Source organism: Terrirubrum flagellatum, assembly GCF_022059845.1.
Classification (GTDB): domain Bacteria; phylum Pseudomonadota; class Alphaproteobacteria; order Rhizobiales; family Beijerinckiaceae; genus Terrirubrum; species Terrirubrum flagellatum.
The window spans coordinates 1,693,756-1,712,134 of sequence record NZ_CP091851.1 but is presented as its reverse complement, the minus strand read 5'-3'; the positions used below and the strand labels follow the sequence as shown (position 1 = coordinate 1,712,134).

General features: G+C 64.2%; 21 protein-coding genes. 11 read left to right on the top strand and 10 right to left on the bottom strand.

What is annotated here, in order from left to right:
- Positions 1–69: 69 nt before the first annotated feature.
- From kdsA to L8F45_RS08335, 3 genes are all read right to left on the bottom strand, one after another.
- Positions 70–909, bottom strand: a complete 840-nt coding sequence (kdsA, locus tag L8F45_RS08345; RefSeq protein WP_342362411.1) for a 3-deoxy-8-phosphooctulonate synthase — start codon at positions 907–909, stop codon at positions 70–72.
- A gap of 107 nt (positions 910–1,016) precedes the next feature.
- On the bottom strand, positions 1,017–1,352 hold the full coding sequence (locus L8F45_RS08340; RefSeq protein ID WP_342362410.1) for a hypothetical protein: 336 nt from the start codon (positions 1,350–1,352) through the stop codon (positions 1,017–1,019).
- Positions 1,353–1,384: 32 nt separating this feature from the next.
- Positions 1,385–2,545: a glutathionylspermidine synthase family protein gene (locus L8F45_RS08335; RefSeq protein WP_342362409.1), complete on the bottom strand. Its 1,161-nt coding sequence runs from the start codon at positions 2,543–2,545 to the stop codon at positions 1,385–1,387.
- 2 nt (positions 2,546–2,547) lie between these two features.
- On the opposite strand from L8F45_RS08335, the gene L8F45_RS08330 reads away from it, so the two are divergent.
- Positions 2,548–3,099 carry a hypothetical protein gene (locus tag L8F45_RS08330; protein WP_342362408.1) on the top strand — a complete coding sequence of 184 codons (552 nt, stop codon included), beginning with the start codon at positions 2,548–2,550 and terminating at the stop codon, positions 3,097–3,099.
- On the opposite strand, the gene L8F45_RS08325 is transcribed toward L8F45_RS08330, so the two are convergent.
- Complete coding sequence (locus tag L8F45_RS08325; protein ID WP_342362407.1) at positions 3,093–3,494, bottom strand: DUF350 domain-containing protein; 402 nt, start codon at positions 3,492–3,494, stop codon at positions 3,093–3,095. The two genes, L8F45_RS08330 and L8F45_RS08325, sit on opposite strands and share 7 nt — an antisense overlap.
- A 162-nt stretch (positions 3,495–3,656) precedes the next feature.
- On the opposite strand from L8F45_RS08325, the gene L8F45_RS08320 reads away from it, so the two are divergent.
- The 3 genes from L8F45_RS08320 (at position 3,657) to L8F45_RS08310 (ending at position 6,410) form a co-directional block, all read left to right on the top strand.
- Positions 3,657–4,736, top strand: coding sequence for an NAD(P)H-dependent flavin oxidoreductase (locus L8F45_RS08320; RefSeq protein WP_342362406.1), 1,080 nt, complete (start codon positions 3,657–3,659; stop codon positions 4,734–4,736).
- Between the two features lie 184 nt (positions 4,737–4,920).
- Positions 4,921–5,199, top strand: coding sequence for a PsiF family protein (locus L8F45_RS08315; RefSeq protein WP_342362405.1), 279 nt, complete (start codon positions 4,921–4,923; stop codon positions 5,197–5,199).
- A gap of 134 nt (positions 5,200–5,333) precedes the next feature.
- On the top strand, positions 5,334–6,410 hold the full coding sequence (locus tag L8F45_RS08310) for a YncE family protein (RefSeq protein ID WP_342362404.1): 1,077 nt from the start codon (positions 5,334–5,336) through the stop codon (positions 6,408–6,410).
- A gap of 45 nt (positions 6,411–6,455) precedes the next feature.
- Here the strand turns inward: L8F45_RS08310 and L8F45_RS08305 are convergent, their stop codons facing one another.
- The 4 genes from L8F45_RS08305 to tpiA form a co-directional block, all read right to left on the bottom strand.
- Positions 6,456–8,084: a CTP synthase gene (locus L8F45_RS08305; protein WP_342362403.1), complete on the bottom strand. Its 1,629-nt coding sequence runs from the start codon at positions 8,082–8,084 to the stop codon at positions 6,456–6,458.
- Between the two features lie 159 nt (positions 8,085–8,243).
- A complete protein-coding gene (secG, locus tag L8F45_RS08300) occupies positions 8,244–8,654 on the bottom strand; it encodes a preprotein translocase subunit SecG (protein WP_342362402.1) in 411 nt (136 codons plus the stop codon).
- A gap of 120 nt (positions 8,655–8,774) precedes the next feature.
- Entirely contained in the window at positions 8,775–9,269 is a 495-nt protein-coding gene (locus L8F45_RS08295) for a hypothetical protein (RefSeq protein ID WP_342362401.1), read from the bottom strand.
- A gap of 79 nt (positions 9,270–9,348) precedes the next feature.
- Positions 9,349–10,134: a triose-phosphate isomerase gene (tpiA, locus tag L8F45_RS08290; protein ID WP_342362400.1), complete on the bottom strand. Its 786-nt coding sequence runs from the start codon at positions 10,132–10,134 to the stop codon at positions 9,349–9,351.
- A gap of 139 nt (positions 10,135–10,273) precedes the next feature.
- On the opposite strand from tpiA, the gene L8F45_RS08285 reads away from it, so the two are divergent.
- Together L8F45_RS08285 and trpE are read left to right on the top strand one after the other, a co-directional pair.
- Positions 10,274–12,187, top strand: coding sequence for a peptidylprolyl isomerase (locus L8F45_RS08285; protein WP_342362399.1), 1,914 nt, complete (start codon positions 10,274–10,276; stop codon positions 12,185–12,187).
- Entirely contained in the window at positions 12,188–13,708 is a 1,521-nt protein-coding gene (gene trpE, locus L8F45_RS08280; protein WP_342362398.1) for an anthranilate synthase component I, read from the top strand.
- Positions 13,709–13,711: 3 nt separating this feature from the next.
- Here the strand turns inward: trpE and L8F45_RS08275 are convergent, their stop codons facing one another.
- Positions 13,712–14,185, bottom strand: a complete 474-nt coding sequence (locus L8F45_RS08275) for a carboxymuconolactone decarboxylase family protein (protein WP_342362397.1) — start codon at positions 14,183–14,185, stop codon at positions 13,712–13,714.
- 35 nt (positions 14,186–14,220) lie between these two features.
- Between L8F45_RS08275 and L8F45_RS08270 the strand changes: the two genes are divergently transcribed.
- Positions 14,221–14,730 (top strand): MarR family winged helix-turn-helix transcriptional regulator, encoded by a 510-nt coding sequence (locus tag L8F45_RS08270; RefSeq protein ID WP_342362396.1) that lies wholly within the window; start codon positions 14,221–14,223, stop codon positions 14,728–14,730.
- 24 nt (positions 14,731–14,754) lie between these two features.
- Here the strand turns inward: L8F45_RS08270 and L8F45_RS08265 are convergent, their stop codons facing one another.
- Positions 14,755–15,033: a hypothetical protein gene (locus tag L8F45_RS08265; protein WP_342362395.1), complete on the bottom strand. Its 279-nt coding sequence runs from the start codon at positions 15,031–15,033 to the stop codon at positions 14,755–14,757.
- 425 nt (positions 15,034–15,458) lie between these two features.
- Between L8F45_RS08265 and L8F45_RS08260 the strand changes: the two genes are divergently transcribed.
- Genes L8F45_RS08260 through moaC form a run of 4 tightly spaced genes read left to right on the top strand, consistent with a single transcriptional unit; the run spans position 15,459 to position 18,377 of the window.
- Complete coding sequence (locus tag L8F45_RS08260; RefSeq protein WP_342362394.1) at positions 15,459–16,064, top strand: anthranilate synthase component II; 606 nt, start codon at positions 15,459–15,461, stop codon at positions 16,062–16,064.
- Positions 16,065–16,076: 12 nt separating this feature from the next.
- Positions 16,077–17,090 carry an anthranilate phosphoribosyltransferase gene (trpD, locus tag L8F45_RS08255; protein WP_342362393.1) on the top strand — a complete coding sequence of 338 codons (1,014 nt, stop codon included), beginning with the start codon at positions 16,077–16,079 and terminating at the stop codon, positions 17,088–17,090.
- Position 17,091: 1 nt separating this feature from the next.
- A complete protein-coding gene (gene trpC / locus L8F45_RS08250) occupies positions 17,092–17,883 on the top strand; it encodes an indole-3-glycerol phosphate synthase TrpC (protein WP_342362392.1) in 792 nt (263 codons plus the stop codon).
- A gap of 8 nt (positions 17,884–17,891) precedes the next feature.
- The gene (gene moaC, locus L8F45_RS08245) at positions 17,892–18,377 is read left to right on the top strand and encodes a cyclic pyranopterin monophosphate synthase MoaC (RefSeq protein ID WP_342362391.1); all 486 of its coding nucleotides are present in this window, start codon (positions 17,892–17,894) and stop codon (positions 18,375–18,377) included.
- The last annotated feature ends 2 nt before the right edge of the window (positions 18,378–18,379 follow it).

Below are 18,379 nucleotides of genomic sequence, written 5' to 3'. Positions count from 1 at the left end.
CCCCCATGCGGCCGCTTCGGATCAGATCGCGCGGCCAAGCATATCCAGCCCGATTGATGCTTGGGCGGCCTATGTCTCGATGTGCTTTGCCGCACGGTCGAAGCGCATGAGTTGCCGCATCAAGGCCGGCATTTCCGCGAGCGGCACCATATTCGGCCCGTCTGACGGCGCCGTGTCAGGGGCTTCATGCGTCTCGATGAAGACGCCTGCAACGCCGACCGCAACCGCCGCGCGGGCCAGCACCGGCACGAACTCACGCTGACCGCCCGACGAGGCGCCCTGTCCGCCCGGCTGCTGCACCGAATGGGTGGCGTCGAAAATCACCGGAGCGCCTGTCTGCTGCGCCATGATCGGCAGCGCGCGCATATCGGTCACCAGCGTATTGTAGCCGAAGGACGCGCCGCGTTCGGTGACGAGCACATTGGGGTTGCCTGCGCCGGTGACTTTCGCGGCGACATTCTTCATGTCCCACGGCGCGAGGAATTGTCCCTTCTTCACATTGACCACACGACCCGTCCTGGCCGCGGCGACAACGAGATCGGTCTGCCGGCACAGGAACGCCGGGATCTGCAGGATATCGACGACTTCAGCGACCGGCGCGCATTGCCCGATTTCATGGATGTCGGTGAGAAGCGGCAGACCAAGCTTTTCCCTGATCTCGGCGAAGGCGGGCAAGGCGGCATCAAGACCCACACCGCGCGCGCCCGAGGCGGAGGTGCGGTTCGCCTTGTCGAACGACGTCTTGAAGACCAGCGGCGCGCCAAGTTTTCCCGCGATCTCCTTCAGCGCCGACGCCATTTCGAGCGCATGCGCGCGGCTTTCCATCTGGCAAGGGCCAGCGATGAATGCGAGCGGCAGAGCATTGCCGAAGCGCACTGGGCCAACGGAGACGACAGCGTTCGCCTGCATCTTCAGCCTCTTCTTCCAGGTGCAAGAAGGGGCCGTTATGGTCGGCGTCGCCGCGGCGGGCAAGCCTCGTCATTCCCTAGCGGCAACCTCAGCGGCTCTTGGTCGGATCAGACGACAGGCTCGACCTTTGCGACGCGACCGCTTGAATCGCGCGTCACGCAATAGCTGACGGGTTTGGCGGTCCAGCCGTTCTTGTTGTTGCGCTCGCAGATCTGGAATTGTCCGCGGCACGCGATCTCGGTCGGAAAGCTCGCCGGCGCGCGCAGGATCGCGTCTTCCTGTCGATCAAAAAGGCCGCCGCAGAAAGCAGGCTCGAAACCCGCGTTGCGGACGCATTGCCATGAATTCTTGACGATCTTGCCGTCGCAGTCGGAGCCCAGGACCAGCCAGCCGACAAAGCCCGCAACCGCGATGGCGCACGTCACCATGCTCGCTCGAAGCATGACGACACCCTCAAATTTCCCCGACTTTTAATTTACCCGATTATCGCATGTGGAAGGAAACGCGATGTATTCTTGGTTATTGGACTCTTATCTTCGCGAACTCCCATGCCGCAGGGAGAGTCGCCAACGATCCAGGCGCCGATGACGGGATAGTTCCCATCAAACAGCGGCAGCGGAGCAAGCTGCTGTCGCACGGAGCCTTCGGCGCCATAGGGCCCGCGATCGCCCTCGATCATGCGCATCGAATCCACCAGCGTGATATTGGCGCCTTCACGCGAATAGATCGGTTTGATGACATATTCCGCGCCGATCTCGCCGCGGCGCGGATCATCCTCGAAGAAGGCGGGCAAGAGATTGGGGTGGCCGGGCGCCATCTCCCATAACAGTGGCAGAATTCCCTTGTTCGACAGGATCGCTTTCCAGGGCGGCTCGACAAATCGCGTCGAGGCGCGCGGCAGCGCCTTGCCGAACTGATCGCGAAACATCCACTCCCAGGGATACAACTTGAAAAGAAGTCTGATCTCGCCCTCGTCGAGATCGACGAAGTCGCCCTCTGAATCGAGTCCGATGTCGCCGATCGCGATGAACCTCGTGCGCAAGCCGGCCTGTCTCGCACAGTCTTCGAGATAGGCGACCGTCCCGCGATCCTCCATATCGTCGGGATAGCTTGCGAAATGCGCGGAGACGCCGCCCGCGATCTCACGCCAGCGCGCCACCAGCGCCTCATGCAGCGAGTTGAACTGGTCGGAGGATCGCGTCAGCGTGCCGTTGGCGACACAGTCCTCGTACCAGTACCACTGGAACACCGCGGCTTCGTAGATCGAAGTCGGCGTGTCCGCGTTATATTCGAGGAGTTTCGCCGGCCCTCTTCCGTCAAAACTGAAATCGAAGCGGCCATAAAGCGAAGGGTCTTTTCGCCGCCAGCTCTCGGCGATGAAACTCCAGGCGAATTGCGGAATCGCCAGTCTGCGCAACAGCCGTTCGTCGCGCACGACGCGATCGACGAGCTCGAGGCAGAGCTTATGCAGATCGCCTGCCGCCTGTTCGATTCCGAGTTCGATCTCGCGCAACGTGAAACCGTAGAACGCGCTTTCGTCCCAGTAGGGCTCGCCGCCTGGAGAGTGGAAGGAGAAGCCGAGCTCCGCCGCCTTGTCGCGCCAGTTCGGCCGCTCGCGGGAGATGATGCGCCGCACGAATGATCCGTCAGCTCGACGAATGCGAAGCGAAAGAGCCGGACGAGCCGAAGCCGCCGCGCGCCGTCAGATGCGTCGCCGAACTTGAACTGCTTGAGCTCGAACTGCCCCAGCTTGAGCCCGAACTGCTTGAACTCCACCAGGATCGCCCGGAAGACCCGCCGTGGGAGCTGGACGAGGATGAGCTTCTTGAGGCGCAGCTATTGCGATACGGGTCCATGATCGAACCTGCGGCGCTGCGCCATTTGGGATCGCCAGGTGCGCGCGTCACCTGTTCGGCGGTCGGGAGGCCGTTGGGGCTCATCCGCAGAAAGGCCGCGCGATCCACGACATCCAATCGCTCTTGCGCCGGCGCCACAGTAAAGGCGGCGTCGCAGATGCGCGCGCCCTCAATGCCGGCAAGCGCCTTGCATTGCGCAACCGACTCGACCACGCGCCCCTCGGCGCAAGTCGTGCGCGAGCCGATGAATCCGGCGCTGCCAAGCGTCGCCGCCCCGATGCCGAGGCCGACGACCGGCGCCATCAGCGAGCGTTTCATCGCCGCGACTCAGTAGGACATCGCCGCCGCATTAAGAATGCCCGCGGCGAGCGACGCAGAACCGACAAACAGCGCCGCGGGAATTTCATTCGCCTCAATGCGCTTGGCGAGATCAGGGAATACGATCTGGGAGAGAAAAAACACCATGATCTGCACGATGAGCGCGATCACGCCCCAGATGATCATGTCCCAGATATTCGCGGCGTAGCGCATGGCGCTCGACAGCGGGATGGAGAAGCCGATCAGCGACATGCCCATGCTGACGCCGGCCGCCGTGACGTTTGAGCGGATCAGCGCGAATTCGTCATGCGGCGTGATCCACATATAGACGTAGAGATAGAGCGCAACGAGCGCGAGCGCGGCGATGACATAGGCGAGAAAGGCCGGCAGTCCGGCGACCGAGGCGAGCATGCGACCCTCCAGCTCGCATCCATTCAATCAAAGCGGGCGGCTTTCGCAATGTGCGCTGCCGCACGGCGACTTCACGCGGCGCACGCGCGCCGAGCGCCATTGAAATCGCCGCGAGGCGGGAGCAAGAGATGCGCCCGCCTCGCCGGAACAGGGATCGCCGCCATGTGGCCCGACACGCGCCTTCTCGAACTTCTGGGAATCGAGCTGCCGATCATCCAGGCGCCGATGGCCGGCTCGAACGGCGCCGAACTGGTGATCGCCGTGTCGGAAGCTGGCGGGCTCGGCTCCCTGCCCTGCGCAATGCTGACGCCGGAGACGGCGCGGGCGCAGCTCGGCGTCATCAGGCAACGCACTGCGAAACCGATCAATCTCAACTTCTTCTGTCATGAGCCGCCGAAGTCGGACCCGCAGCGCGAACAGCTCTGGAAGGAGCGGCTGAGCGGCTATTATCGCGAACTCGGTCTTGATCCGGCTGCGCCGGTCGCCGCCGCCTCCCGCGCGCCCTTCGATGAGGCGATGTGCGGGATTGTCGAGGAATTCGAGCCGGAGGTGGTGAGCTTCCATTTCGGCCTGCCGAAACCGCCGCTGGTCGAACGCGTGCGGGTCGCCGGCGCGAAAATTCTCTCTTCCGCGACGACTCCTATTGAAGCGCGCTGGCTCGAAGATAATGGCTGCGACGCCATCATCGCCCAGGGCTTCGAGGCCGGCGGCCATCGCGGCATGTTTCTGACCGCCGACATCGGCGCGCAGATCGGCACCATGGCGCTGACGCCTCTCATCGTTGATGCGGTGAAGGTTCCCGTGATCGCATCGGGCGGGATCAGCGACGCCCGCGGCGTCGCCGCGGCCTTCCATCTCGGCGCAGCGGCCGTACAGATCGGCACAGCCTACCTCTTCACGCCGGAGGCGACTCTCAGCGCGATCCATCGCGGCGTGCTCAGGGAAGCGCGCTCGCGCGAATCGACCCTGACGAACCTTTTCTCCGGCCGTCCAGCGCGTGGCTTCTACAACAGGCTGATGCGCGACCTTGGCCCGATCTCCGATCTCGCGCCGCAATTCCCGAATGCGTCTGGCGCGTTGGCGCCATTGCGCGCGGCTGCGGAGAAGGCGGGCTCCGGCGATTTCTCGCCCCTCTGGACGGGACAAGCGGCTGCTCTGGCGCGCGAAGAGTCCGCCGGCGCGCTCACCACGCGGCTTGCGAAGGAAGCCTTGCAGAGACTGGCGGGCCAGCGCGCTGTTTGAGGCGCTTCAGCGAGATTGGCTCGTCGGCGCGGAGCGGTTGCACCAGCAAATGGGCGAGTTTGGGGCGGGCGGACGCGGCCGAAAGCCGCCTTATCCCCGCGGCCGCTTCGTGAAAGGACGGATCGGCTGACAAGGCCGGACGCCACGGCGTCCGGCGGGGCTCAACTCCGAAGGGAGAACCCGAATGTCGATCACCAGAACTTTGCTCACCACTGCGATTTTCGCCGCCTCACTCGCCGGAGCGGCCTACGCGCAGACCAGCCCGACGCCTGCGGCGCCGTCCACTGCGTCGCCTCCGGCCGCGACAACGACCGCTCCGGCCGCGTCAACGAAAGCCGCCGCCAAGCCGGCGAAGGCTCAGCAGACCGCGAAGTCCAAGGACTGCTCAGCCCAGGCCGACGCCAAGAGCCTGCACGGCAAGGAGCGCAAGAAATTCCGCAGCGATTGCATGAAAGGCGCGTGACGCGCCGCGGGCTGGACAAGCGGACCTTCGCTTCTCCAGCCCGCCGGAAATCAAAGCTTGCAGGTCCTCCGCGTCGCCTTAATCTACGTTCGCCAGCCGTTCAAAGGCGCAACGAGCAGTACAAGGGGGAAACAATGAAATCAGGCCGACGATTCATTTTTGCACTCATCGCGCTGCCTCTTCTGTCCGCCTCCGCTCTTGCACTCGACGGATGGCGACTTCAGGAAGCGATCAAGATTCCGGGGAAAGGCTCCGCGTGGGACTATCTCGCGCTCGATGGCGCGCGAAATCGCCTCTTCATTGGTCATCGTAAGGAAGGGCTGCAGGTTTTCGACCTCGGCTCGAAGTCGGTGATCAAAACCATAGCGGGCACTGAAAACGCCTCGTCGAATGGCGCCACGCTCGTCCCCGAATTCGACCTCGGCGTTTCCAACAATGAGAACGGGACAATCACGCCGTTCAAGCTGTCGACGCTGGAGGCCGGCGAGCCGATCAAGCTCGGCGAAGAACTCGACACCAGCCACTATGATCCCACCAGCAAACGCATCATCGTCAATATGGCGGCTGGCGCTGACGGCACCGATCTGATTGTGCTCGAACTTCCCTCGCTCAAGCGGGTCGGCGTCATCAAGGTTCCGACCAAGAAGCCGGAGCACGCGGAGGCCGACGGCGCAGGCAATTTCTATCTTGCCGCCCGCGACACCGAGATGGTTTATCGCCTCGACACCAAAGAGCTGAAGGTCACGGCGTCGTGGCCGACGCCCGGCTGCGGCCAGACCAACAGCGTTGCGCTCGACGCCGCCGGCAAACGTTTGATGCTGGGCTGCCGCGGCAATGCGAAGGTGAAGCCGTCATTTGCAGTCATGAACGTCGAAAACGGGGCCATCGTTTTCTCGGAAGAGGTCGGCGGCGGCAATGACGGCGTCGCCTATGACGCAGAACTCAAGCGCATTTTCCTGACCAACGGCGTCAACGCGATCATGAACGTGTTCGAGCAGAAGGATGCTGATCACTACGCGCAGGTCGAGGCTTTGGGCACGAACGCCGGCGTCCGCTCTCTGGCCTTCGACTCGAAATCCAAGAAAATCTACGCGGTCACCGCTGAGGGAACAGCCGATTACGCCAAGAAGATCACGACGAGCGTATCGCCTTATTACGCCAACACTTTCTATCCCGACACCTTCAGCGTGCTGATCTACGGGAAGAAATAAAGCGAAGTTCGAACGTGGGCGCGCCGACTTGCGTCGGCGCGTCGCTTACACCAGCCGGCTCTGTGTTTTCGCGGCGTCGATGAAACTCGCAAAGAGTGGATGGGGCTCGAACGGCCGCGATTTCAGTTCGGGGTGATACTGCACGCCTATGAACCAAGGATGGTCGGCGTATTCCACCGTCTCCGGCAACAGGCCATCCGGCGACATGCCGCAGAATTTCAACCCCTTCTCCTCCAGCCGCTCGCGGTACGCCGTGTTCACCTCGTAACGATGGCGATGGCGCTCGGAGATTTCGGTCGAGCCGTAGATTTCGGCGATGCGCGACCCCGGTTTCAGCGTCGACTTGTAGGCGCCGAGTCGCATCGTGCCGCCGAGATCGCCGCCGGCCTTGCGCATTTCAAGTTCGTTGCCGCGCATCCATTCCGTCATCATGCCGACGACGGGTTCGCTGGTCTCGCCGAATTCGGTCGAGCCTGCATTCGACACGCCGGCGAGATTCCGCGCCGCCTCGATGCACGCCATCTGCATGCCGAAGCAGATGCCGAAGTAAGGCACCTTGCGCTCGCGTGCGAAGGTCGCTGCGCGAATCTTTCCTTCCGAGCCGCGCTGACCGAATCCGCCCGGCACGAGAATGCCATGCACATGTTCAAGATGCGGCGTCGGATCGTCCTTCTCGAAGATCTCGCTCTCGATCCAGTCGAGATTGACCTTCACGCCATTGGCGATGCCGCCATGGCTGAGCGCCTCGATCAACGATTTATAGGCGTCCTTCAGGCCGGTGTATTTGCCGACGATGGCGATCGTGACTTCGCCCTGCGGATTGTGGATCGCGGTCGAAATCTTCTTCCAGCGCGAGACGTCAGGCTTCGTCTCGGCATCAAGGCCAAAGGCGGCGAGTACTTCCGTATCGAGCCCTTCGGCGTGATAGGACAGCGGCACGTCATAGATCGAACCGACATCGCGCGCCTCGATCACCGCGCTCTCGCGGACGTTGCAGAACAAAGCGAGCTTGCGACGCTCCTCCTTCGGGATCTCGCGATCCGTGCGGCAAAGCAGGATGTCAGGCTGGATGCCGATCGAGCGCAGTTCGGCGACGGAGTGCTGCGTCGGTTTCGTCTTCAGTTCGCCGGCGCTGGGGATGTAGGGCAACAGCGTCAGGTGCAGGTAGATCGCACTGTTGCGCGGCAATTCGTTCTTGAGCTGACGGATGGCCTCGAAGAATGGCAGGCCTTCGATGTCGCCGACCGTGCCGCCGATCTCGACCAGCACGAAATCGAAATCGTCATTGCCGGAGACGACGAAGTCCTTGATCGCGTTGGTGACGTGCGGAATGACCTGGATGGTCGCGCCGAGATAGTCGCCGCGCCGCTCTTTCGTAATGATGTCGAGATAGAGCCGGCCTGTGGTGATGTTGTCGTCGCGCGTCGCCGAACGCCCCGTGAAGCGCTCATAGTGACCGAGATCGAGGTCTGTCTCGGCGCCGTCGTCTGTGACGAAGACTTCGCCATGCTGATACGGGCTCATCGTGCCCGGATCGACGTTGAGATAGGGGTCGAGCTTCCTCAGCCTGACCTTGTAGCCGCGCGCCTGCAGAAGCGCGCCGAGAGCGGCTGAAGCGAGACCCTTGCCAAGCGAGGAGACCACGCCGCCGGTGATGAATACGTACCGCGTCATGGGAGCCGATCCTTAGACTGCGCATTTCGATTCGGATAGCGCCTGTCGACGCCATCCACATTTTCGCGTGGGGCTACCGCGCTTCGCGCTGCTTGAGCCCCACACCCTGTTCTCCTCGCCCCTTAAAAAGCGAAGGGCCGGCAAGCCGGCCCTTGGCGATTACTTCGATTGCGGAACCTGGGGTCCCGAGGGCGGCGGAGGCGCCGCGGGCGCCCCGCCCTGCAACTGGTTGAGCTGGTTGAGGACGCCGCCTCCAGGGCCGCCGATCGGCGCGCTCTGGGGCGCGGCCGGGATCGATTCCGACGCCGGCGTCGCGGCTCCGTCGAGGATCGAGCGCTGGGTGCGGTTGTGGCTCGCCAGAACCGAAAGAACGAGGCTGGTGAGGAAGAAGCCGCCGGCCAGCACCGCGGTCGCGCGGGTCAGGGCGTTGGCCTGGCCGCGGCCTGTCATGAAGCCCTGCACGCCGCCGCCGCCCAGACCCAGCCCACCGCCCTCCGAGCGCTGGAGCAGGATCAGGCCGACGAGCGCGACCACGATCAGGAGATGGACGACAATCAGAACCGCTTGCATGGAAATTCCGCTTCACGCGCCTCAAAGGGCGCGCTCGAACGGCGGGGAGATAGCCCCGGGGGCGGCCGATTGCAAGGAAGGGCTGGGGCGCGACGAGCGCGCCCCGACAAGGTCGCTACGTCAGCCGCCGACGCGCTTGATGCTGAGGGCGATCGACTTCAGATCTTCGAGGTTCTTCTCCTCGCCCGCGGCGGTGGCCCAATAGGTCATGATCAGCACGTTCTTGGGATCGACGATGATGATCGAGACGCTGACATTGTTGGCCTCGCCCTCGTAGGTGCCGCTATAGGCGAGATCGAGCCCGTCCATGCCGTTGATCTTGAATTCGCGACGCTTCTCGGTCGCCGGATCGATCTTCATACCGTTGTCGATCAGGTATTTCAGCGCTTCTTCGGTCGCCTTGACGACGTTGTCGATCGCCTTCACCTCGATCGAGAGATCGATCTCCTCGTCCGCCGAGGTCGATTCGACGCCGTCGGTGGTCTTGTCCGTGTCCCACGTATCCGGGATCGTGATGACGGCGACGGCATTGCTTTCCGGCAGGGTGTAGGATTTCGCGCTCGCGAGCGCCGGTGCGAACATTAGCGCGAAAATAGCCAGCAAAACAGACTTCATGGTTTCCCCCAAGGGCATAGATTTCACCGGCGTAGCCATGCGCCTCGGGAGCCGCCAACAACTTTTTTGCGTTCTGCGCTCAATGATAGGTCGAGGGCGCGATCGTCCGATAGACGGCTGCGATTCCCAGGAAATCCTCGGCTTTCAGCGATGCGCCGCCGACCAGCGCGCCATCGACATCGGCGATCGCCATGAGTTCGGCCGCGTTCGACGGCTTCACGGACCCGCCATAGAGGATGCGCACGGCGTCGCCGTCGCTCCCAAGCTTCTTCCGGAGCTCGCCCCGGATGAACTGATGCACCGCCTTCACATCTCCCGCGGTCGGCGTGAGCCCGGTGCCGATCGCCCAGACCGGCTCGTAGGCGACCACGATCCCCTCGCCTGTCGCGCCCGCCGGAAGCGATCCGGCGACCTGCGCGCCGACCACATCGAGCGTCTTGCCGGCGTCGCGCTCGGCCCGCGTCTCCCCGACGCAGATGATCGGCGTCACCCCCGCGCGGAGGGCGGCGGCGGCCTTGGCGCGCACAATGTCGTTGCTCTCGGCATGCAGCGTGCGGCGTTCGGAATGGCCAACGATGACGTAGCAGCAGCCGCTCTCGGCGATCATCTCGGCGGAGACGTCGCCGGTGAAGGCGCCCGACGCCTCGGCGTGGCAGTCCTGGGCGCCGACGGCGATCCTGGTTCCGATCGACGCCGCTGAAGCCAGGTAGAGGTAAGGCGCCGGCGGGCAGACCGCGAGATCGATGGTCCGCCAGAGCGCCCCGTCAGCCAGCCCGGCCGCCATCTTCGCAAGTTCGGCCAAAGCGAGCTTCGACCCGTTCATCTTCCAGTTTCCGGCGACGAGCGGGCGGCGAACATGAGCCATGGCGATCTCCTGATTTCAGGGCGGAGCTATCAAAGCCCTCGCCCGGTCGCAAACCGCCCGGTCAGCCGGCTCGCCTTTGCATTGCCGCCGTTTCGGGCTATCCCCCGCCCCGATCAAGACCAAAGGACCATTTTCGCCCATGATGATGCAGGGCCTGCGCAATGCCGGACAGACCTGGCTCGGTAAGCTGGTCATCACCGTCCTGTTCGGCATGCTGATCTTCAGCTTCGCCATCTGGGGCATCGCGGACATCTTCCGCAATTATGGCCGCTCGACCGCGGCGACGGTCGGCTCAACCGAGATTCCGGTCGACCAGCTTCGCTTCGCCTATCAGAACGAGTTGCAGCGCCTCGCGCGCCAGTCGCGCGGCGCGATCACGCCGCAGCTTGCGCGGCAATATGGCCTCGATCGCGCGCTCCTCTCGCGCATGATCTCCGAAGCCGCGATGGACGCGCGCGTTGCGCAGCTCGGCCTCGGCATCTCCGACGACACCATCGCAGCCGCCATCGTCGCCGATCCCAACTACAAGGGTCCCGACGGCAAGTTCAGCCGCACCCTGTTCGACGCCGCGATCCGCGACGCCAATTTCACCGAGGCGCGTTTCATCGCCGAGCAGCGCAAAGTCTATCTGCGCCAGCATCTCACTGAAGGCGTCGCCGGCGGCATCGCGGCGCCGGTCGCTCTGCGCGAGGCGATGCATCGTCTCGCCAACGAGACGCGCGCGGTCGAATATCTCATCGTCCCCGCCGCGAAGGTGACGGCGGCGACGCCCGACGACGCAGCGCTGCAGAAATTCTTTGACGAACGCAAGGCGTCGTTCCGCGCGCCGGAATATCGTTCACTCAACGTGCTGGCGCTGAACGCGTCCTCACTCGCCAAGCCTGAGTCGGTCAGCGACGATGACGCGCGCAAGCGCTACGAAGAGGTGAAGACGACGCGCTTCGGAACGCCGGAGCGTCGCGTTGTCAGGCAGATCAGGTTCCCGACGATCGAGGAAGCCAAGGCTGCGTCAGACAAAATCAAGGGCGGCGCGAGTTTCGCCGACGTGATGGCGGACCGGAAGCTGACCGACAAGGATGTCGATCTCGGCAAATTGTCGAAGCGCGAAATGGTCGATGTCGCCGTCGCCGAAGCCGCCTTTGCGCTCGCTAAAGAAGCAGTAAGCGAACCAATCAGCGGCCAGTTTGGCCCGACCCTGGTCATGGTGACCGAGATCGAGCCGGAGAATGTCCGCCCCTACGATCAGGTCGCCGCTGAGCTGAAGCAGGAGATCGCGCGCGAACGCGCCCAAGCGCAGATTTCGGCGGCGCATGACAAGATCGAGGATCAGCGCGCGAGCGCAAAACCCCTTGCCGAAGTTGCGTCAGGCATGGGCCTGCAAGTACTGACGATCGACGCTGTAGATCCGCAGGGTCAGGGCCGCGACGGCAAGGCGGTCACCAATCTGCCCGAGCCGGCGGCGCTCCTGCGCGCCGCGTTCGCATCCGACATCGGCGCTGACAATGAGGCGATCTCCACGCGCGATGGCGGCTATGTCTGGTTCGAGGTGACGAAGGTCGATCCGGCGCGCGACCGCACGCTGCAGGAAGTGCGAGACCAGGTGATCGCGCGCTTCAAGGACGATGACGTCGCCCGCCAGCTCGCCGACAAGGCGGCGGCGCTCGCCAGGCGCGCTGAAGGCGGCGAAGCGCTCTCCGCGATCGCGACGGCGGAATCGCTCGACGCGCCCAAGACGGCCACGGGCTTGAAGCGCGACGCCGCATCGGGCGACATCTCGCGCGCCGCGGCGATCCAGATTTTCGCAACCCCTGTCGGCAAGACGATTTCCGCCGCGGCTGCGAACGGTTCCGATCGGCTTGTCGTGAAGATCACCGATGCGACAGTTCCGCCCTTCGTCGCCACGACGCAGGACGCGACGCAGGCCGACGAGAGACTCCGCACCCAGCTCGCACAGGACGTCTTCACGACCTACATCGCCAAGGTTCAGCAGGATATCGGCGTCACCATCAATCCCGAGGCGGTGCAGCTCGCCATCGGCGGCGAAACGCAATAGATGCGCCTCGATCCCGGCGAACAGGAAGCGCTGGCGCGGCTGGCGGCGGGCCGCGCGGGCATGCTGCGGGCGACGCTCGTCGCTGATCTCGAAACGCCCGTCGCAGCCTATCTCAAGCTGACGCGCGCCTTCGGCCATCCCTCCTTCCTGCTGGAATCCGTGGAAGGCGGCGCCCAGCGCGGCCGCTACACCATGATGGGATTTGCGCCCGATCTCATCTGGCGCTGCGATGGCGCGAAGGCGTCGATCAACCGCAATCCCGGCGCCGGCGGCGAGTTCGTTGCGGATGAACGCCCGGCGCTGGAGAGCCTGCGCGCGCTGATCGCGGAAAGCGCGATCCCCGACGCGGGCGATGAGCTGCCGCCGATGGCCGCCGGCCTCTTCGGCGCCATGGGCTATGACATGGTCAGGCTGATGGAGCGTCTGCCGCCGGCCAAGCCCGACGTGATCGGCGCGCCTGATGGAATTTTCATGCGCCCGACCATCATGCTCGTCTTCGACAATGTGAAGGACGAGCTGTCGATCATCACGCCTCTACGCGCGAAGTCCGGCGCGACGGCGAAGGCGATCTATGAGTCTGGGCTCGACCGCATCGATCGCGTGCTCGCGGCGCTTGAGGCACCTGTCCATCACGAGGATCGCGTCGCGATCGACGCCGTCCCTCCGCAGATGGAGTCGAACACGCCGGAGCCTGAATTCCTGGCGATGGTCGACAGGGCAAAAGAATATATCCGCGCCGGCGACATCTTCCAGGTCGTGCTCTCGCAGCGCTTCTCGACGAAGTTCGAGCTGCCGGCGTTCCAGCTCTACCGGGCGCTGAGGCGCGTGAATCCCGCGCCGTTCCTTTGCTATCTCGATTTCGCCGATTTCCAGATCGTCTGTTCGAGCCCGGAAATCCTTGTGCGCATGCGCGACGGCAAGGTGACGATCCGGCCGATCGCCGGCACGCGCTGGCGCGGCGCGACGCCGGCCGAGGACGAAAGGCTGGCGCAGGAGTTGCTCGCCGATCCCAAGGAGCGCGCCGAGCATCTCATGTTGCTCGATCTCGGCCGCAACGACGTCGGCCGCGTGGCGAAGATCGGCGAAGTCACGGTCACCGACCAGTTCTTCATCGAGCGCTACAGCCACGTCATGCACATCGTTTCGAACGTCGAGGGGACGCTCGATTCATCGAAGCATGACGCGGTTGATGCGCTGATCGCCGGCTTTCCCGCCGGCACCGTGTCAGGCGCGCCGAAGATCCGCGCCATGGAGATCATCGACGAGCTCGAGCGCGACAAGCGCGGCATCTATGGCGGCTGCATCGGCTATTTCGGCTGGAACGGCGACATGGACACCTGCATCGTGCTGCGCACGGCCGTCGTGAAAGACGGCATGATGCATATCCAGGCGGGCGCCGGCGTGGTCTACGATTCAGATCCCGCCTACGAGCATCGCGAATGCGTCAACAAGGCGAAGGCGCTGGTGCGCGCCGCGGAGGAAGCTGTGCGCACGGCCGCCGCGGCGCGACGGGGACAATAGAGCTCAGGTCGCCTTTTCCGCCGGCTTTGTCATCGGCGCGAATTGCAGGCCGACGGCGATGCGGTTCCAGCTATTGATCACGCTGATCGCGACCGTCAGAAACATGATCTCGCTCTCGCTGAAATGACGCGCGAGTTCGGCGTAGGCGTCGTCGGGGCCACCCGCCTTCGACACATGAGTGAGCGCATCCGTCCAGGCGAGCGCCGCGCGTTCGCGGGCGCTGAACACGTTCGCTTCTTTCCAGACATTCACGAGATCGAGCTTGTCCGCAGCGACGTTCATCTTGCGCGCATCGGCGAGATGCATGTGAACGCAGAAGGCGCAACCATTGATATGCGAGGCGCGCAGTTTCACGAGTTCGATCAATTCCTTTTCGAGCCCCGAATCCACAACCGCCTTGTCCGCGGCGGCGAGACCGGCGCGGGCGGCGCCTGCGATGTCGCGGAACTGCTGATAAGGGATGCGGACATGCGACATGGCTGGTCCTTTCAGGCGGCTTTGATAATATCAGGGTGCTGACAACATATAAGAGCCCTGATATCTTGCGCAAGCGCGCCGCAATTCCAAAGGTCCCCTCGCCCGGCGAAGGCATGCGTGGCGTCGACGGACATATCGGCTACCTCCTGAGGCAGGCGGCCGCATCGCATCGGCTGCGCATGGAGCGCGCACTCGCCGATCTCGGTGTCACGCCGCCGCAATTCGTCGTCATGACGATGATCAACGCCTATCCCGGCGCGTCGAGCGCCGATCTCGCCCGCCTCGCTTTTCTCACGCCGCAGACCCTGTCGGTGATCATCGCCAATCTCGAGCGCGACGGCGCAATCGCGCGCGAAGCGCACGCTTCGCATGGGCGCATCCTGCAGGTCGCGCTCACCGACAAAGGCCGCAAGCTTCTCGCGCGCTGCCGCAAACGCGCGCACGAGATCGAGCAACGGCTCAACAGCGAACTCTCCGGCGAGCAGGAGCGCGTCGTCAGAGCCTGGCTTGTAAAAGCCGCGATGATGGAAGACGCGCCCGCCTGAAACGCGATCGGGCGGTCTGGCGTCTCACCCTTCAGGGTCGGGAGGAACGAAGCAGAACGGCTCCTTCGCGTTCTTCGCTGCGCAGATATGCGCGACGCCGTCGGGAGAGCGCTCGGTAAGGATGCGATCCGCCGGGATCGACATCCATCGCCCCTCGAACAGCGCCTCCCAGTGCCCTTCGACATAGCGCGCCCGCGTCACGCCGCAGTCGATATCGCTGCAGCAGGACACGCCCGATCCAGGCCTCTTCAGGGTCTGATACCACCAGTGGTTCTCGGCGTGCTTGTGACCATGCGCGCCCATCTCCTGCGCCGCGACGTTCCAATTCAGGCTGGCCGCGAGGGCCGGGATCGCAATCCCGGCGATAAACCGATTCAGTCGAATTCTCGCCTCCTGGACTTGAGCCTGAGCGTTCCGCTGACACGGCCAAGCCACGCTTTCGCACGGCCTCGCTGAGGCTCCGTCCAGACGCCGGGGTCGACCAGGAACGCCGTCGGCAAATCCAGCGCCGGGGCGGGCTGCGCCACGGCTGCTCTGCGCGGTCAGCCAAGCAACGTCGGCGCCATTTCTGCTGCGCCGCAACATGACGTTTCGTCGCCGTTACATTCTTGACACAGCGGCGACCGCAGCGGCTGAATGAGCCTGCCGATTGAATCGTTCCGCGCGATCAAGTTGACCGCCGCCCCGCCCTGCCTCAATAGACCCGCCCAAGGGGAAACGCTTCGGCCATGCGCCTTCTGCTGATCGACAATTACGACAGCTTCACCTTCAATCTCGTGCATCTCATCGGCTCGGTGGGCGCGGAGGCGGAGGTCGTGCGCAACGACGCCATGAGCGTCGATGAAATCGCGCGGGCCGGTTACGAAGCGATCATCCTGTCGCCCGGCCCCTGCACGCCTGATCAGGCCGGCGTGTGCCTCGGCGTCGTCGACCGCCTCGGCGCGACCACGCCAATGTTCGGCGTCTGTCTCGGTTTGCAGGCGATGGGCCAGGCCTATGGCGGCGACGTCGTGCGCGCCCCCATCCCCATGCATGGAAAGATTTCCCAGATCCGCCATGGCGGCAAGGGCCTGTTCCGCGGTGTGAACGGTCCGATCGAAGCGACGCGCTATCACTCGCTGGTGGTGAAGCGCGACACCTGCCCGACCGATTTCGATATTGCGGCCGACACAGAGGATGGGCTCATCATGGCCCTCTCTCACCGCCATCACCCGGTGCATGGCGTCCAGTTCCATCCCGAAAGCATCGCCTCGCAGCACGGCGCGACGATCATCCGGAATTTTCTCGACATGGCCCGCGACTGGAACGGTCAGGCCCGCCGCGTCGCCGCCTGAAGGATTGCTCCCGTGGATGATTTCAAGCCCCTGATCGCCAAGGTCGCGACCGGCGCGTCTCTCACCCGCGCCGAGGCGCAGACCGCATTCGACTCGCTGCTGTCAGGCGAAGTGACGGCGGCGCAGGCGGGCGCTTTTCTCATGGCGCTGCGCGTGCGCGGCGAAACCGTCGACGAGATCGCCGGCGCCGTTTCCGCGATGCGCGCGAAAATGCTGCGCGTCGAAGCGCCCGCCGACGCCGTCGACATCGTCGGCACGGGCGGCGACGCGTCCGGCAGTTACAACGTCTCCACGCTCGCCGCGATCATCGCCGCCGCCTGCGGTGCGAAAGTCGCGAAACATGGCAATCGCGCGGCCTCGTCGAGGTCGGGCGCCGCCGACGTCCTCACCGCGCTGGGCGTCAAGGTCGGCATCGAACCGGAAGGCGTGTCGCGCTGCATCGAGGAGGCCGGCGTCGGTTTCATGTTCGCGCCGACGCATCACGCCTCGATGCGCCATGTCGGCCCCGTGCGCGTCGAGATGGGCACGCGCACGATCTTCAATATTCTCGGACCACTGTCCAATCCGGCGGGAGCGAAACGCCAGATGATCGGCGTGTTCGCCGAGAGTTGGCTGGAGCCGATGGCCGAGGTGCTGAGATCGCTCGGCTCCGAGCACATCTGGGTCGTTCACGGCTCGGACGGTCTCGATGAGATCACGACGACAGGTCCGACCAAGGCCGTCGAACTGAAGAACGGTGAGATTCGCCGCTTCACGATCGAACCGGAATCGCTTGGGCTCGCGCGAGCAAAGCTCAACGATCTCAAGGGCGCCGACGCCGCCCACAATGCCGAGGCGCTGCGCGCCGTGCTCGCCGGCGCGAAGACGCCCTATCGCGACATCGCGCTGCTCAACGCCGCCGCCGGCCTTGTTGTCGCCGGCATGGCGACCGATCTTAAGGATGGTCTGGGGCTGGCCGCGAAAGCCGTCGACTCCGGCGCCGCATCGCAGACGCTGAACAAGCTTGTCGCCGCATCGAACGCCTGAGATGACCGACATTCTCAAGAAGATCGAGGACTACAAGCGGCGCGAGATCGCCGAAGCAAAAACGCGCGTCGGTGAAGCAGAGATGCGCGAGCGCGCCAATCGCGCCGACGCGCCGCGTGGTTTCGCCCGCGCGCTCCGCGACAAGATCGTCGAAGGCAGGACAGCGCTCATCGCAGAGATCAAAAAGGCGAGTCCCTCGAAGGGCCTGATCCGGCCGGACTTCGATCCGCCTCGCCTCGCGAAGGAATATGAAACGGGCGGCGCAGCCTGCCTCTCAGTGTTGACCGATGCGCCGTCCTTTCAGGGCGCGCCTGAATTTCTGACCAGGGCGCGGACTGCAACGAAACTCCCAGCGATCCGCAAGGATTTCATGTTCGAGCCCTATCAGGTTTACGAGGCCAGGGCGCTCGAAGCCGACTGCATCTTGATCATCATGGCGTCGGTGACCGACGCTGAAGCAAAGGCGCTCGTCGCCGCCGCAAAAGAGACCGGCATGGATGCGCTGATCGAGGTGCATGATGACGATGAGCTCGATCGCGCGCTTGCGCTCGATTCCGAATTGATCGGCATCAACAACCGCGATCTCCGAACCTTCGAAGTTTCGCTTGCGACCTGCGAGAGGTTGGCGCCGCGCATCCCAAGGGATCGTCTCATCATCGGCGAAAGCGGTGTCTTCACGCCGGCCGATGTGGCGCGTCTTGCGCGCGCCGGCATCCATGCGCTGCTGGTCGGCGAAAGCCTGATGCGCCAGTCCGACGTGACGGCCGCGACGCGCGCGCTTCTCGCCGCCTGAGAGCCGCCATGGCGCGTCTCACTCATCTCGACGCGTCCGGGCAGGCCGACATGGTCGACGTGTCGGACAAGGATTCGACCGAGCGCGTCGCCATCGCTGAAGGCTGCGTGGCGATGAGCGCCGAAACACTCGCGCTCATCCGCGAAGGAAATGCGAAGAAGGGCGACGTGATCGGCGTCGCGCGCATCGCTGGCATCATGGCGGCGAAGAAGACGCATGAGCTGATCCCGCTTTGTCATCCTCTGATGCTGACCAAGGTCGCCGTCGACTGCGAACTGGATGATGCGTTGCCCGGCGTGCGCATCACCGCGACGACCAAAGTGAAAGGTCAGACCGGCGTCGAGATGGAGGCGTTGACCGCCGTTTCCGTGGCCTGCCTCACCATTTACGACATGGTGAAGGCGGCCGATCGCGGCATGCGCATCGAGGGCGTGCGCCTCATCGAAAAGACCGGCGGCAAATCAGGCGCGTGGCGCGCCTCGCAGGAAGACTGATC

Coding starts and splice junctions, on each gene's coding strand:
- kdsA (WP_342362411.1), bottom strand. CDS start 909: ATGCAGGCGAACGCTGTCGTCTCCGTTGGCCCAGTGCGCTTCGGCAAT.
- L8F45_RS08340 (WP_342362410.1), bottom strand. CDS start 1,352: ATGCTTCGAGCGAGCATGGTGACGTGCGCCATCGCGGTTGCGGGCTTT.
- L8F45_RS08330 (WP_342362408.1), top strand. CDS start 2,548: ATGATCCGTCAGCTCGACGAATGCGAAGCGAAAGAGCCGGACGAGCCG.
- L8F45_RS08325 (WP_342362407.1), bottom strand. CDS start 3,494: ATGCTCGCCTCGGTCGCCGGACTGCCGGCCTTTCTCGCCTATGTCATC.
- L8F45_RS08320 (WP_342362406.1), top strand. CDS start 3,657: ATGTGGCCCGACACGCGCCTTCTCGAACTTCTGGGAATCGAGCTGCCG.
- L8F45_RS08315 (WP_342362405.1), top strand. CDS start 4,921: ATGTCGATCACCAGAACTTTGCTCACCACTGCGATTTTCGCCGCCTCA.
- L8F45_RS08310 (WP_342362404.1), top strand. CDS start 5,334: ATGAAATCAGGCCGACGATTCATTTTTGCACTCATCGCGCTGCCTCTT.
- L8F45_RS08305 (WP_342362403.1), bottom strand. CDS start 8,084: ATGACGCGGTACGTATTCATCACCGGCGGCGTGGTCTCCTCGCTTGGC.
- secG (WP_342362402.1), bottom strand. CDS start 8,654: ATGCAAGCGGTTCTGATTGTCGTCCATCTCCTGATCGTGGTCGCGCTC.
- L8F45_RS08295 (WP_342362401.1), bottom strand. CDS start 9,269: ATGAAGTCTGTTTTGCTGGCTATTTTCGCGCTAATGTTCGCACCGGCG.
- tpiA (WP_342362400.1), bottom strand. CDS start 10,134: ATGGCTCATGTTCGCCGCCCGCTCGTCGCCGGAAACTGGAAGATGAAC.
- L8F45_RS08285 (WP_342362399.1), top strand. CDS start 10,274: ATGATGATGCAGGGCCTGCGCAATGCCGGACAGACCTGGCTCGGTAAG.
- trpE (WP_342362398.1), top strand. CDS start 12,188: ATGCGCCTCGATCCCGGCGAACAGGAAGCGCTGGCGCGGCTGGCGGCG.
- L8F45_RS08275 (WP_342362397.1), bottom strand. CDS start 14,185: ATGTCGCATGTCCGCATCCCTTATCAGCAGTTCCGCGACATCGCAGGC.
- L8F45_RS08265 (WP_342362395.1), bottom strand. CDS start 15,033: ATGGGCGCGCATGGTCACAAGCACGCCGAGAACCACTGGTGGTATCAG.
- L8F45_RS08260 (WP_342362394.1), top strand. CDS start 15,459: ATGCGCCTTCTGCTGATCGACAATTACGACAGCTTCACCTTCAATCTC.
- trpC (WP_342362392.1), top strand. CDS start 17,092: ATGACCGACATTCTCAAGAAGATCGAGGACTACAAGCGGCGCGAGATC.
- moaC (WP_342362391.1), top strand. CDS start 17,892: ATGGCGCGTCTCACTCATCTCGACGCGTCCGGGCAGGCCGACATGGTC.